This window comes from Aromatoleum toluvorans (assembly GCF_012910905.1).
GTDB classification, from domain to species: Bacteria; Pseudomonadota; Gammaproteobacteria; order Burkholderiales; family Rhodocyclaceae; genus Aromatoleum; species Aromatoleum toluvorans.
Map to the genome: position 1 here is coordinate 37,664 of NZ_WTVN01000010.1, position 13,606 is coordinate 51,269.

Below are 13,606 nucleotides of genomic sequence, written 5' to 3' on the forward strand. Positions count from 1 at the left end.
GCCCAGAGCGCATCCTCGACTGCCGCACATTCGGCGGAAGGCGCTGCGCTTTTCCGCCCTACAGCAGACAGGTCGGCCATCGTCATTTCCGCAAATCAGCCGCACATCACCTCGCCCCCCGCGACCGCGATCGACTGACCGTGGATCGCATCGCTCGACCGCAGGCACAGCCAGCCGACCGTTGCCGCGACGTCCTCGGGCTGCACGAGCCGCCCCTGCGGGTTGCGCGCCGCGAGCGCGGCCTTCGCGTCGTCGGTGCTGCGCCCGGTCTTGGCGACGATGTTGTCGACGGCGCCTTCGATCAGCGGCGTATCGGTGTAGCCGGGGCACACCGCGTTGACGGTGATCCCCTGCTGCGCGACCTCAAGCGCGAGCGCGCGTGTGAGGCCGACGACGCCGTGCTTGGCGGCGCAGTACGCGGCGACGTAGGCGTAACCGACGAGGCCCGCGGTGCTTGCGACGTTGACGATGCGCCCCCAGCCCGCGGCCTGCATCCCCGCGAGGACCGCGTGCGTGCAGTGGTAGGTGCCGGTGAGATTCACGGCGAGCATCTCGCTCCACAGCTCGGGATCAGTGCGGCCGAACGGCGCGCTTTTCGCCGCGCCGGCGTTGTTCACGAGAATCGCGATCGGCCCGCGCGCCGCGGCGGCGGCGTCGAACGCTGCGCGCACAGCGGCGAAGTCCGTGATGTCGGCGACGACGAGGCCATGGCCTTCGCCTTCGAGTTCTGCACAGGTCGCTTCGAGCGCCGGCCCGCGCCGACCGACGAGCGTCAGCGTCGCGCCGAGCCGTGCGAGCTCGAGCGCGCAGGCGCGGCCGATACCGCTGCCGGCGCCGGTCACCAGCGCATGCCGGCCGGCGAGCGGCGCGGCGGTTTTTTCTCTCTTGGGATCGGGGGTGGTTGTCATCGTGATGTTCCCATGCTCGCTTGCGGGTCTGGGTTCCCGGTTATTTGGCTATCGAAGCCGCCACGGCGGCGCGCTGCAGATTCGTCTCGTACTGACCGCGCGCCGAGCGGTACTGCTTCGGCCACGCGACCTCGCCGAAGCCGATCTTCGCCGCTTCGTGCAGCGTCCACGCCGGGTCCGCTAGGTGCGGCCGCGCGAGGGCGCACAGATCCGCGCGGCCCGCGGCGATGATGCTGTTGGCGTGGTCCGCCTCGGAAATCGCGCCCACCGCGAGCGTCGGGATGCCGACCTCGTTGCGGATGCGGTCGGCGAACGGCGTCTGGTACATGCGGCCGTAGACCGGTGCATCGCCCTTCCACACCTGGCCCGACGAGCAGTCGATGATGTCGGCACCGGCCTCCTTGAAGAGGCGCGCGATCGCGACCGCGTCGTCGGCGGTGTTGCCGCCGGGGAACCAGTCGTGGCACGACAGGCGCACCGACATCGGGCGGTTCGTCGGCCACATCGCACGCATCGCCTTGAACACTTCGAGCGGGAAGCGCGCGCGGTTCTCGAGGTCGCCGCCGAACTCGTCGGTGCGGCGGTTGGTCAGCGGCGACAGGAAGCTCGACAGCAGGTAGCCGTGCGCGCAGTGCAGCTCCAGGATGTCGAAGCCGGCCTCGGCCGCCATCCGCGTGGCGCGCACGAAGTCGTTGCGCACGCGCTCCATGTCGTCGCGCGTCATCGCACGCGGCACCTGCGAGTGCGGCAGATAGGGCAGCGGCGAGGCGGAGATCAGTTCCCACGCGCCCGTGTCGAGCGGCTCGTCGATGCCTTCCCACGCGAGCTTCGTCGCACCCTTGCGGCCGGCATGGCCGAGCTGCATGCCGATCTTCGCGTCCGAGTTGCCATGCACGAAATCGACGATGCGCTTCCACGCATTCACATGCTCGGGCTTGTACATGCCCGCGCATCCCGGCGTGATGCGCGCATCGGGCGACACGCAGGTCATCTCCGTGTACAGGAGGCCCGCGCCGCCCAACGCACGCGAGCCGAAATGCACGAGGTGGAAGTCGGTCGGCGCGCCGTCCTCGGCCGAGTACATCGCCATCGGCGACATCACGATGCGATTCGCCAGCGTCAGGCCCCGCAGCTTGAAAGGCGTGAACATCGGCGGCGGGGGCGTCTCGTCGTCGCGCACCGTCATGCCGGCCTTGCGCGCGAGCCAGCGCTCGTAGCCTTCGAGCCAGCCCGCGTCGCGCAGCCGCAGGTTCTCGTGCGAGATGCGCTGCGAGCGAGTCAGCATCGAGTACATGAACTGCTCCGGCTCCAAGGTATCGCAGTAGCGCGCGCCGCACACCTCGAACCATTCCATCGCATTCCACGCCGCGTTCTGCAGCCGCAGCACGTCGATGTTGCGCGCCGCCTGATAGCGCTCCAGCACCGCGGGGATGTGCTCGCGCGTATCACCCTCGTCGCGGAAGAGCCGCGTTAGCTCGATCGCGTCCTCGAGCGCGAGCTTGGTGCCCGAGCCGATCGCAAAATGCGCGGTATGCACGGCGTCGCCCATCAGCACGACGTGGCTCTTGCCGTTGTAGTGATGCCACTGTTCGCACTTCACGCGCTGGAAGTTGAGCCATGCCGAGCCGCGCAGGTGGCGCGAGTTGGTCATCAGGCGGTGGCTGTCGAGATGCTTGCCGAAGAGCTGTTCGCAGAACGCGATCGACTGCTCCTGGTCGGCGGTATCGAGGCCGTGCGCCTTCCACACGTGCTCGGGGCATTCGACGATGAAGGTGGTGGTCTTGTCGTCGAACTTGTAAATGTGCGCCTGGAACCAGCCGTGCTCGGTCTTCTCGAAGAAGAACGTGAAGGCGTCGAAGAGCTTGGTGGTGCCGAGCCAGATGTAGCGGTTGGGCCGCGTGACGATGTCCGGCTTGAACACCTCCGCATATTTGTTGCGGATGCGCGAGTTGATGCCGTCGGAGGCGATGATGAGATCGGCGTCGGGAAACTCGGCGTCCGACTCGACCTCGCGATCGAACACGAGCTCGACGCCCAGTTCCTCGCAGCGCGCCTGCAGGATGTTGAGCATCATTTTGCGGCCGATGCCGACGAAGCCGTGGCCGCCGCTGCGGATCGTGCGCCCCTTGAAATGGAGCTCGATGTCGTCCCAGTGGTTGAACGCGACCTGGATCGCGTCGGCGGTCTCGGGGTCCCACTCGCGCATGTTGTCCATCGTCGCGTCCGAGAACACCACGCCCCAGCCGAAGGTGTCGTACGGGCGATTGCGCTCGATCACGCGGATCTGATGCGCCGGATTCAGCTTCTTCATCAGGATCGCGAAATACAGCCCCGCGGGTCCGCCGCCGATACACACGATGCGCATGGCTTCCCGCCCGGCCGCGGCAAGGACGGCCTGCTCCCCCTCCGGGGACAGCGAGCAAAGTGAGCGTGGGGGCTGTGTCATCTCGGGTCTCCTTTGTCCGGACGTCCGGGGGTAAAGCCGGGCGCCCTGCCGATCTATTTTAGTTTCGAATATTTCACACTTAAAGCACTTAGTCAAACGTCGGCGCGAGTCACGCCCGAAGACTTCGGATCGTCCGGGCTGCGACCTGCGCTGCGTTGGGTGCATTACCCCACATCAGCCACCGTTTTACCCCCCCCCATGTGGGGGAGGTGCGGTGCGCCGCGAAACCGCAATATCCCCCGACGCCGTGCGGTATCGCTTGCTGCGCCGCGGAAATAAAACTTCGTGACTGAATATTTTAAGCCTGATATATCTTCGCTCCACTCTACTCGCGGGAGTTCGACATGGCCTTGCAGCAAGCGGCAATCGGGACCGGCATCACGCTCCGATCCCGTCCCGGACGGTTCTACCACCTGCTGATGAACGCCTGCGGCACGCTCGCGGCGCTGCTTTTCGGCGGCATGGCGCTGCTCGTGTGCGCCGACGTCGTGATGCGCAACGTCGGCCTCGGATCGATCGCATGGAGCGTCGAGGCGACCGAATACATCCTGATGGTCGCAACCTTTGTCGCGGCGCCATGGCTGCTGTACCTGAACGACCACATCCGCGTCGACGTCGTGCTGCGCGCGCTGTCGGCGCCGATGCAGCGCCGTCTGGAGCTCGGGACCGACCTCGCCTGCTGCGTGATCTGCGCGGTTCTCGCATGGCAGACCGTCGCGGTGGCACAGGACACGGCCGCCCAGGGCAGTCTCGTGTTCAAGGTGCTGGTGTTCCCGGAATGGTGGCTGAATCTGCCGATGGTGTTCTCGTGCACGCTGCTCGCGGTCGAGTTCGCGCGCCGCTTCATCAATCTGCTGGCGCGGGAGGCGAACTGAGATGGAATGGTACTGGGCGCTTGCACTGATGCTGGGCCTGATGTTCGGGCTGATGGGAATCGGGCTGCCGGTCGCGTTCACCTTCCTCGGCGTGAACCTGGTCGGTGCCTGGGTGTTCCTCGGCGGCGAAGCGGGGCTCGCGCAGCTCGTGAGGAATTCGGTCGGCGCGGTGACGAGCTTTTCGCTCACGCCGATCCCGCTGTTCGTGCTGATGGGCGAGGTGCTGTTCCACACCGGGCTCGCGTTCCGCGCCATCGAGGCGATCGAGCGGCTGATCGCGCGGCTGCCGGGGCGGCTGTCGGTGGTGTCGGTGCTCGGCGGCACGACCTTCGCCGCGCTGTCGGGCTCGACGATCGCGAACACCGCGATGATGGGCGGCGTGATGCTGCCCGAGATGTTGAAGCGCGGCTATCACCCGACGCTCGCGATGGGACCGATCATGGCGGTCGGCGGCATCGCGATGCTGATTCCGCCGTCGGCGCTCGCGGTCATGCTCGGCAGCCTCGCCGGCATCTCGATCGCACAGTTGCTGGTCGGCGGCATCCTGCCGGGCCTCGTGATGGCGGCATGCTTCCTCGCCTATGTGATGATCCGCTGCCGCATCGACCCGGGCCTCGCGCCGCTCGACGAGGCACCGCGCGCGCCCGACGCCTGGACGCGCTGGAAGCCGTTCGTGCGCGACGTCGTGCCGCTGTTCTCGATCTTCGCCGCGGTCGTCGGCAGCATGCTTGCCGGGTGGGCGTCGCCAACCGAATCGGCCGCAATCGGCGCCCTCGCCTCCGTCCTCGCAACAGTCTGCTACGGCGCACTGACATTGCGTTCCCTCAAGAAATCGCTCGTCGAGACCGCGCGCGTGTCGGTCGTGATCCTGTTCGTGCTCGTCGCCTCGACGACCTTCGCGCAGATCCTGAGCTTCTCGGGCGCGACGAGCGGCGCGCTGAGCCTCATCAACGCGCTCGAACTCTCGCCGATGATGCTCGTCCTCGGCATGCTCGCGATCCTGCTCGTGCTCGGCTGCGTCATCGACCAGATCAGCATGATGATGATCACTCTGCCGTTCTTCATGCCGCTCGCCAATGCTGCCGGGATCGACCCGGTATGGCTCGGCGTGCTGATGCTGGTCGCGATGGAACTCGGCCTGCTGACGCCGCCGTTCGGCCTGCTGCTGATGGTGATGCAGTCGGTAGCCCCGCCGCCGATCCAGTTGCGCCAGATCTACGCCGCCGCGGCGCCTTTCGTGCTGATCGAGATCGGCGTACTCGCCCTCATCGTCACGCTGCCCTGGCTGGCCGTCGGCCTGCCGCGGCTGATGCAGTAGTCCGCCTTCCACCCCACGCCACACCATAACGAGATGGAGAACGAGGAGATGAAGATCCGCCCCCGCAAGCTCGCCGTCGCCGCGCTGATCGCGCTGCTCGGAACCGGCGCGAACGCCGCCGAGATCACGCTGAAGGCCGTCAGCGCATTCGGCCACGACACCTTCTTCAATCAGCGCTTCAAGACCTTCGTCGACAAGGTCAATACGGAAGGCAAGGGCATCATGAAGATCCAGGTTGTCGGCGGCCCCGAGGCGATCCCGCCGCTCGAAGTCGGCAACGCGGTGCGCACCGGCGTCGTCGACCTCGCGAACACGACCGGCGTGTTCCACGCGAACCTCGTCCCCGAGGCCCTCGCCGGCTCCTTCGCCGAGAAATCGATGGCGGAGCTGCGCGCGAATGGCGGCTACGCGCTGCTCGACCGCATCCACCGCGACAAGGCCAACATGGTGTGGCTCGGGCGGGTGTCCGACGGGCTGCAGTACCACATCTACACGAACAAGAAGGTCGACGCCGGCAATTTCTCGGGCATGAAGCTCAGGAGCGTGCCGGTCTATCGCGCGTTCTTCCAGTCGCTCGGCGCGACGCCGCTGCAGGTGCCGCCGGGCGAAGTGTTCACCGCGCTCGAGCGCGGTGTCGTCGACGGCTACGGCTGGCCGTCGGTGGGCATCTTCGACCTCGGCTGGCAGGAGAAGACGAAGTACCGCGTCGAGCCCGGTTTCTACAACGTCGAGGTCGGCCTGTACATGAACCAGAACACGTGGAAGAAGCTCGATGACGCGCAGCGCGCGTTCCTCGAAAAGCAGATCGCGTGGGTCGAGGCGGAGAACGTCAAGGACCTGAAGGCGGCCGAGGCCGAGAAGGCGCGCCAGGCCGGCGCGAAGATCGACACCATCGCGATCCCCGAGGCCGAGGTCCGGCAGTTCCGCGCCCGCGCCTACGACGCGGGCTGGAAGGGTATCGAGCAGGCGAGCCCGCAGCACGTCGCGAAGCTGCGCGAGCTGTTCGGCAACGTGCACTGACGCGCGCCCGGCGGGCCGCGAAGGCCCGCCCGCCCTACCCGCCGTCGGCGAGCGGCGCTGCCGGCGGGTGCAGCGCGATCAGGTCCTTCAGCATGCCGATCAGGAGTGCCGCGTTGTCGTGGCCGAACGGTTCGAGCACGGCCTGCTGGTGGCGCAGGGCGTGCGCGCACAGCGAATCCGCAAGGCCCCTGCCCTTGCGCGTGAGACGGACGAGCGTCTGTCGGCGATCGCGGCGCGCGCCGGTGCGCTCGACGAGCCCGTCGGCCTCCATCCGCTGCACGACCTTGCTCAGCGTCGGCTGTTTCGTCAGCGCTAGCTGCGCGAGGGTACCGATGCTCTCGCCGTCGCTGCCCGAGAGGCTCGCGAGCACGCGCCACTCGGTCACCGACAGGCCGGACGCCTCGACCTCGCGATGGAACTCGCGCGAGATGCGGCTGCTCGCCTGCGCGAGCAGGTACGCGAGATAGCCGTCGACGAAGCGTCCAGATGCTTCGCTCAATACATCGTTTCCGGTCGTCGTCGCATCCACCATCACCCGCTCCGTTCCTTTCCGAACCGCTCGCCGCGGAAGCCCCGCGGCGCACAACCCGGAATGTGATTGCTGTTCAAATCATCATCGCAAGTTTAAGCCCTGTATGGATAAATTTCTTTTTCCATGAATTTTCATGTTTTCCATTGACAAGGTAAAGCTTCATACCTAAAGTAAATTCCACAACAACGCTGCGGACGGCATCAAGGCAACGCGACGCCGGACCGGGTGAAAACCGGAGGAGACAAGATGGCCCCGACCCCAACAGTCTGGCCGTCGCCCGTGCGCCGCCCACTGCGGCCGTGCGGCGATGCCCGCATCCCCTGCGCCGGACAGCCGCGCCATGGCTGAGCGCTCGTTCGCGAAGGAAGTCGAGCAGCTCCGGCTGCCGGCCGGCAGCGAGTTCCGCGGCGAAGGCATCCTGGCCGTCACCAAGGCCTTGCTGCAGTCCGGTGTCGGCTACGTCGCCGGCTACCAGGGCTCGCCGATCTCGCACCTGATGGACGTGCTCGCCGACGCGAAGGAGATCCTCGACGAGCTCGGCGTGCATTTCGAGGCGAGCGCCTCCGAGGCCACCGCAGCAGCGACGCTCGCCGCGTCGGTGATGTACCCGATCCGCGGCGCGGTCACGTGGAAGTCCACGGTCGGCACCAACGTCGCATCCGACGCGCTCGCCAACCTCGCGTCGGGCGGCGTCACCGGCGGCGCGCTGGTGATCATCGGCGAGGATTACGGCGAAGGCTCGTCGATCATGCAGGAGCGCTCGCACGCCTTCGCGATGAAGTCGCAGATGTGGCTGCTCGATCCGCGCCCGAATCTCGAATCCATCGTCAAGGCGGTCGAGGACGGCTTCGAGCTGTCGGAGGCGAGCAACACGCCGGTGATGCTCGAGATGCGCATCCGCTCGTGCCACGTGCATGGCCGCTTCACGACCCGCGAGAACCGCCGGCCCGCGTTCAGCCTCGCCGACGCGCTCGAAAACCCGCGCCGCGACACCGGCCGCATCGTGCTGCCGCCCGCCTCCTTCGCGCACGAGCACGAGAAGGTCCGCGACCGCTGGCCCGCCGCCGTGAAGTTCATCCGCGAGCGGAAACTCAACGAGTTCTTCGACGGCGACGACGCCCACGCCGACCTCGGTCTGATCCTGCAGGGCGGCCTCTACAACGGCGTCATCCGCGCGCTGCAGCTGCTCGGCCTCGCCGACGCGTTCGGCAACAGCCGCATCCCGCTGTACGTGATGAACGTCACCTACCCCGTCATCGACGACGAGGTGCTCGCCTTCTGTGCGACCAAGCGCGCGGTGCTGCTGCTCGAAGAAGGCCAGCCCGACTACATCGAGCAGAACCTCAACACCATCCTGCGCCGCTCCGGCGTGACGACGGCGCTGTGCGGCAAGGACGTGCTGCCGATGGCCGGCGAATACACGACGCAGGTCATGCGCGACGGCATCGAAGCCTTCCTTACGACCCACGCGCCGCGCGCACTCGAATCGTCCGCGGCGGTGCCGGCGCAGGCCCCCACCGCGGTGCCGATCACCTTCCACCCGAAAGTCCGCGATCTCGCCGCCGTCGTGCCGCCCCGGCCCGCGGGCTTCTGCACCGGCTGCCCCGAGCGGCCGATCTTCGCGGCAATGAAGCTCGCGCAGGCCGAGCTCGGCGAGCATCACATCTCGTGCGACATCGGCTGCCACCTGTTCTCCATCCTGCCGCCGTTCAACCTCGGCGCGACGACGATGGGCTACGGGCTCGGCGCGGCGTCGAGCTCGGCGTTCAACGTGAAGTCCGGCAAGCGTTCGATCTCGGTGATGGGCGACGGCGGCTTCTGGCACAACGGCCTGACGAGCGGCATCGCCAACGCGGTGTTCAACAAGAACGACGGGGTCATCGTCATCGTCGACAACTTCTACTCGTCGGCCACCGGCGGGCAGGACATCCCGTCGTCGCGCGCGGACAACCCCAACCGCGCGACCAAGCATCCGATCGAGGCGGCGATCCGCGGCGCCGGCGTCCAGTGGGTGCGCACCATCGACCGCACCTACGACGTCGCCCGCGTGCGCGACACGCTCGAAGAGGCGCTGACGACGAGCACCGACGGCCCGAAGGTCATCATCGCCCAGTCCGAATGCATGCTGAACAAGCAGCGGCGCGTGAAACCGCTGTTCAACAAGGCGGTGAAGGCCGGCGAGCGGGTCGTCAAGGAGCGCTTCGGCGTCGATCCGGACGTGTGCAGCGGCGATCATGCGTGCATCCGCCTGTCGGGCTGCCCCTCGCTGTCGGTGAAGGACAGCGGCGACCCCCTGAAGGAGGACCCGGTGGCGCACGTCGACAACAGCTGTGTCGGCTGCGGCAACTGCGGCGAAGTCGCCGAGGCCGCGGTGCTGTGCCCGTCCTTCTATCGCGCCGACATCATCCACAACCCGACCGCGGCCGACCGCATCAAGGCGCGCGTGCGCGGCGCCGTCATCGGCTGGCTGCAGCGACGCCGCGCGGCGCGGCTCGCGCGCCACGCGCTGTGAGGATTCCGATGAGCGAAGTGACCCTTCATTCCGGCACGCCGATCAAGATCGCGATCCTCGCGATGGGCGGCCAGGGCGGCGGCGTGCTCGCCGACTGGATCGTCGAGATGGCCGAAGCGGGCGGCTGGTGGGCGCAGACGACCTCCGTGCCGGGGGTGGCTCAGCGCACCGGCGCGACGATCTACTACGTCGAGCTGTTGCCCGAGGCCGCCGCGCATGCTGCCGGACGCGCGCCGGTGCTCGCGATGATGCCCACGCCGGGCGACGTCGATGTCGTCGTCGCCGCCGAGCTGATGGAAGCCGGCCGCGCGATGCAGCGCGGCCTCGTGAGCCCGGACCGCACGACGCTGATCGCCTCGACGCACCGCAGCTACGCAGTCGCCGAGAAGGCCGCGCCCGGCAATGGCATCGCCGATCCCAACAAGGTCCTCGATGCCGGGCGCGAAGCGGCGAAGCGCCTGCTGTGCTTCGACCTGCAGCAGATGGCCGAGCGCGCCGGCAGCGTGATCTCGGCGAGCCTGTTCGGTGCGATCGCCGGGGCCGGCGTGCTGCCCTTCGCCCGCGACGCGTTCGAAGCGACGATCCGCCACGGCGGCGTCGGTGTCGAGGCGAGCCTGAAGGCGTTCGCGCTCGGCTTCGATGCCGCGGCCGGAGCCCCTGCCGCCCCCGCGCCCATAGACACCTCGCGCCCGCTGCCCGATGTGCCCGCGAGCGCGGGGCATCCGCGCGTGCAGGCGCTGCTCGACACGGTGAAGCAGTTCCCGCAGGCCGCGCAGCCGCTGGTCGTCGCGGGCGTGCGCCGGCTGATCGACTACCAGGACGTCGCCTACGCGGAGGACTATCTGCGCACGCTGCAGGGCTTCCGCACGCTCGACGCGCAGGCCGGCGGCGACGCGCGCGACTGGGCGCTGACGCAGGCGGCGGCCCGTTACGTCGCAGTCGCCATGAGCTACGACGACGTGATCCGCGTCGCCGACCTGAAAACGCGCGGCAGCCGGTTCGAGCGCGTGCGCAGCGAAGTCGGCGCGAAGAGCGACCAGCTTGTCTACACGACCGAGTTCATGCAGCCGCGCCTGGAAGAGATCTGCGGCACGCTGCCGCTGCGGCTCGGTCGTTGGCTGGAGAACTCGAAGACGCTCGGCGGCTTCATCCGCCGCCGGGTCGAGCATGGCCGGCGCGTGAAGACCGGCACGCTGACGTGGTTCGTCGGGCTGTACTGCCTCGCCGGCCTGCGCCGCTTTCGCCGCGGCACGCTGCGCCATGCGATCGAGACGGCGCACATCGACGATTGGCTCGCCCGCACGACCCGCATCGTCGCGACCGACTATGCCCTCGCCGTCGAGGTGCTCGCCTGCCGGCGGCTCATCAAGGGCTACAGCGGCACGCACGACCGCGGCGACCGCCGCTTCGCGCGGCTGATGCAAGCTGCCGACGAACTCGCCGGCCAGCCCGACGCCGCCGCAACGCTGAAATCCTTGCGCGAAGCCGCGCTCGCCGACGAGGAAGGCAAGGCGCTCGACGCACAGCTCGCTCAGCTGTTGAGCGCGCGCGCCGCGCCTCCCGCAGGCGGCCGTGCACGAATCGACACCCCCCGCGTCGCGGCCTGAGCCGTGACCCTATCGAGGAGCGTTCCCATGCGCACATTCGAACTCGAAATCCGTTCCGTCACAGCGGAAACCCCGCTGATCCTCGCGTTCGAACTCGCCGCACCCGATGGCGCCGTCCTGCCCGGCTTCAGCGCCGGCGCGCATCTGCAGATCGCGGTGCCGGGGCTTGCCGAGCCGCGCTGCTATTCGCTGATCGAGCTTGCGCCCGCCGCCGCGGCATTCGAGCGCCCGACCCGCTACCGGCTCGGCGTGCGCATCGAGGACGGCAGCCGCGGCGGCTCACGCTTCATGCACGCGCTGAAAGCGGGCGACCGCGTCACCGTGACGGGCCCGAAGAACGAGTTTGCACTGCACGAACCGGGGCCGGACGAAGCACCGGTCGTGCTGCTCGCCGGGGGAATCGGCATCACGCCCGTCGCCTCGATGGCGGCGGCGCTGAAGGCAGCCGGGCGCCCCTTCGTGCTGCACTACAGCGGCCGCAGCCGCGACCAACTCGCCTTCGTCGACGAACTCGCGACGCTGGCCGGCGACGCGCTCGTGTTGCACGCCGACGACGACCCCATGACCCGGCTCGACATCGCCGCGCTACTCGATTCGGTGAAACCCTCGCGCAGCGAAGCCCCGCACCTCTATGTGTGCGGCCCCAAAGGGATGATCGACGCGACCATAAACGGCGCGAAGGCGCGCGGCTGGCCCACCGGCCACGTGCATTTCGAACTCTTCGCCGCGGCGGCGCCCGTCGCGGGCGACCAGCCCTTCGAGCTCGAACTGCGCCAGTCCGGCCGCGTGCTCACGGTCCCCGCCGACAAGACCATCGTCGAGGTCATGGAGGCCGCCGGCTGCGACCCGATGTTCGACTGCAAGCGCGGCGAATGCGGCGTGTGCACCGCGACCGTCCTCGAAGGCGTGCCGGACCACCGCGACTACTTCCTGACGGACTCGGAGAAGGCCGAAGGAAAGCTGATCCAGATCTGCATCTCGCGCGCAAAGAGCGCGCGGCTGGTGCTCGATCTCTGAAACACCACAGACGAGAAAACTCGCAGGAGGAGACGATGGAACGTTACACGGGCAACCCGGACGCCGTGCGCGCACTGGTGCGCGACCTCGAAGTGCACAAGGACACCTACATCGACGAGGAAGTCTTCGCGCTCGAAATGGAGCACCTCTTCGCCAACACCTGGGTCTATGTCGGCCACGCCAGCCAGGTGCCGAACAAGGGGGACTTCTACACGACGACCGTCGGCACCGAGCCGGTCGTGATGGTGCGACACACCGACGACTCGATCCGCGTGCTGTACAACCGCTGCCCGCACAAGGGCGTCAAGGTCGCCGGCGAGACCTGCGGCAACACCGGAAAATTCTTCCGCTGCCCCTACCACGCCTGGACCTTCAAGACCGACGGCAGCCTCCTCGCCGTGCCGCTGAAGAAAGGCTACGAGAACACCGGCTTCGAGTCCTGCGAGGCCAAGCATGGCATGGCCCCGGTCCAGAACGTGAAGGTCTACCGCGACTTCGTGTTCTGCCGACTCAACCCGAACGGCATTTCGTTCGAGGACTACTTCGGCGAATCGCTGTCGACCATCGACAACATGGTCGACCGCTCGCCCGAAGGCCGCCTCGAAGTCGCCGGCGGCGTGCTGCGCTACATGCACAACTGCAACTGGAAGATGCTCGTCGACAACCAGACCGACACCTGCCACCCGATGGTCGCGCACGAATCCTCCGCCGGGACCGCGGTGAAGGTGTGGCAGGAAGCGCCCGAAGGCACGCCCAAACCGATGGCGGTCGAACTCTTCGCGCCCTTCGTCTCCTCGTACGAGTTCTTCGAGAACATGGGCATCCGCGTATGGGACAACGGCCACGGCCACACCGGCGTCGCCGACTCGATCCATGCCGCCTATTCGCCCGCCCCCGGCTACTGGGAACAGATGGTCGCCGCCTACGGCGAGGAGCGCGCCAAACACATCCTTGGCGACACCCGGCACAACACCGTCTATTTCCCGAACATCATGGTCAAGGGCCCGATCCAGACGCTGCGCCTGTTCAAGCCGATCGCCGCGAACAAGACCCTCGTCGAGTCCTGGACCTTCCGCCTAGTCGGCGCGCCCGACCTGCTGCTCGAACGCACGCTGATGTACAACCGGCTGATCAACGCCCCGACCTCCGTCGTCGGCCACGACGACCTCGAGATGTACGAACGCGCGCAGGAAGCCCTGCAATCGCGCGGCCGCGACTGGATCAACGTCGCAAGGCTGTTCGACCCCGCCGAGAAGGAACAGAAGAACGTCGCGACGAACGGCACGAACGAGTGGCAGATGCGCAACCAGTTCCGCGCCTGGGCGAAGTTCATGACGGAAAGCATGTAGAGCCACGGCAAATAACCCCGAA

Annotated in this window: 10 protein-coding genes; 7 read left to right on the forward strand and 3 right to left on the reverse strand. The window is 67.7% G+C overall.

The window, feature by feature from the left end; translation table 11 throughout:
- Positions 1 to 95 precede the first annotated feature (95 nt).
- Together GPA22_RS08535 and GPA22_RS08540 are read right to left on the reverse strand one after the other, a co-directional pair.
- A complete protein-coding gene (locus GPA22_RS08535) occupies positions 96 to 908 on the reverse strand; it encodes an SDR family NAD(P)-dependent oxidoreductase (protein ID WP_169255670.1) in 813 nt (270 codons plus the stop codon).
- A 40-nt stretch (positions 909 to 948) separates the two neighbouring features.
- Positions 949 to 3,354, reverse strand: coding sequence for a bifunctional salicylyl-CoA 5-hydroxylase/oxidoreductase (locus GPA22_RS08540; RefSeq protein ID WP_246264186.1), 2,406 nt, complete (start codon positions 3,352 to 3,354; stop codon positions 949 to 951).
- 344 nt (positions 3,355 to 3,698) lie between these two features.
- On the opposite strand from GPA22_RS08540, the gene GPA22_RS08545 reads away from it, so the two are divergent.
- The 3 genes from GPA22_RS08545 to dctP are packed head-to-tail and all read left to right on the forward strand — an operon-like array spanning position 3,699 to position 6,567.
- Positions 3,699 to 4,229, forward strand: a complete 531-nt coding sequence (locus GPA22_RS08545; RefSeq protein ID WP_169255671.1) for a TRAP transporter small permease — start codon at positions 3,699 to 3,701, stop codon at positions 4,227 to 4,229.
- Between the two features lies 1 nt (position 4,230).
- Positions 4,231 to 5,547, forward strand: a complete 1,317-nt coding sequence (locus tag GPA22_RS08550) for a TRAP transporter large permease (protein ID WP_169255672.1) — start codon at positions 4,231 to 4,233, stop codon at positions 5,545 to 5,547.
- 48 nt (positions 5,548 to 5,595) lie between these two features.
- Positions 5,596 to 6,567 carry a TRAP transporter substrate-binding protein DctP gene (dctP, locus tag GPA22_RS08555; protein WP_169255673.1) on the forward strand — a complete coding sequence of 324 codons (972 nt, stop codon included), beginning with the start codon at positions 5,596 to 5,598 and terminating at the stop codon, positions 6,565 to 6,567.
- A gap of 34 nt (positions 6,568 to 6,601) precedes the next feature.
- Here the strand turns inward: dctP and GPA22_RS08560 are convergent, their stop codons facing one another.
- On the reverse strand, positions 6,602 to 7,066 hold the full coding sequence (locus tag GPA22_RS08560; protein WP_246264188.1) for a MarR family winged helix-turn-helix transcriptional regulator: 465 nt from the start codon (positions 7,064 to 7,066) through the stop codon (positions 6,602 to 6,604).
- A 373-nt stretch (positions 7,067 to 7,439) separates the two neighbouring features.
- Between GPA22_RS08560 and GPA22_RS08565 the strand changes: the two genes are divergently transcribed.
- Genes GPA22_RS08565 through GPA22_RS08580 form a run of 4 tightly spaced genes read left to right on the forward strand, consistent with a single transcriptional unit; the run spans position 7,440 to position 13,584 of the window.
- Positions 7,440 to 9,611, forward strand: coding sequence for a ferredoxin family protein (locus GPA22_RS08565; protein ID WP_169255675.1), 2,172 nt, complete (start codon positions 7,440 to 7,442; stop codon positions 9,609 to 9,611).
- 8 nt (positions 9,612 to 9,619) lie between these two features.
- Entirely contained in the window at positions 9,620 to 11,218 is a 1,599-nt protein-coding gene (locus GPA22_RS08570; protein WP_169255676.1) for an indolepyruvate oxidoreductase subunit beta family protein, read from the forward strand.
- 27 nt (positions 11,219 to 11,245) lie between these two features.
- Complete coding sequence (locus tag GPA22_RS08575; protein WP_169255677.1) at positions 11,246 to 12,235, forward strand: PDR/VanB family oxidoreductase; 990 nt, start codon at positions 11,246 to 11,248, stop codon at positions 12,233 to 12,235.
- A gap of 35 nt (positions 12,236 to 12,270) precedes the next feature.
- Positions 12,271 to 13,584, forward strand: coding sequence for an aromatic ring-hydroxylating dioxygenase subunit alpha (locus GPA22_RS08580; protein WP_169255678.1), 1,314 nt, complete (start codon positions 12,271 to 12,273; stop codon positions 13,582 to 13,584).
- Positions 13,585 to 13,606 lie beyond the last annotated feature (22 nt).

Coding starts and splice junctions, on each gene's coding strand:
- GPA22_RS08535 (WP_169255670.1), bottom strand. CDS start 908: ATGACAACCACCCCCGATCCCAAGAGAGAAAAAACCGCCGCGCCGCTC.
- GPA22_RS08540 (WP_246264186.1), bottom strand. CDS start 3,354: ATGACACAGCCCCCACGCTCACTTTGCTCGCTGTCCCCGGAGGGGGAG.
- GPA22_RS08545 (WP_169255671.1), top strand. CDS start 3,699: ATGGCCTTGCAGCAAGCGGCAATCGGGACCGGCATCACGCTCCGATCC.
- GPA22_RS08550 (WP_169255672.1), top strand. CDS start 4,231: ATGGAATGGTACTGGGCGCTTGCACTGATGCTGGGCCTGATGTTCGGG.
- dctP (WP_169255673.1), top strand. CDS start 5,596: ATGAAGATCCGCCCCCGCAAGCTCGCCGTCGCCGCGCTGATCGCGCTG.
- GPA22_RS08565 (WP_169255675.1), top strand. CDS start 7,440: ATGGCTGAGCGCTCGTTCGCGAAGGAAGTCGAGCAGCTCCGGCTGCCG.
- GPA22_RS08570 (WP_169255676.1), top strand. CDS start 9,620: ATGAGCGAAGTGACCCTTCATTCCGGCACGCCGATCAAGATCGCGATC.
- GPA22_RS08575 (WP_169255677.1), top strand. CDS start 11,246: ATGCGCACATTCGAACTCGAAATCCGTTCCGTCACAGCGGAAACCCCG.
- GPA22_RS08580 (WP_169255678.1), top strand. CDS start 12,271: ATGGAACGTTACACGGGCAACCCGGACGCCGTGCGCGCACTGGTGCGC.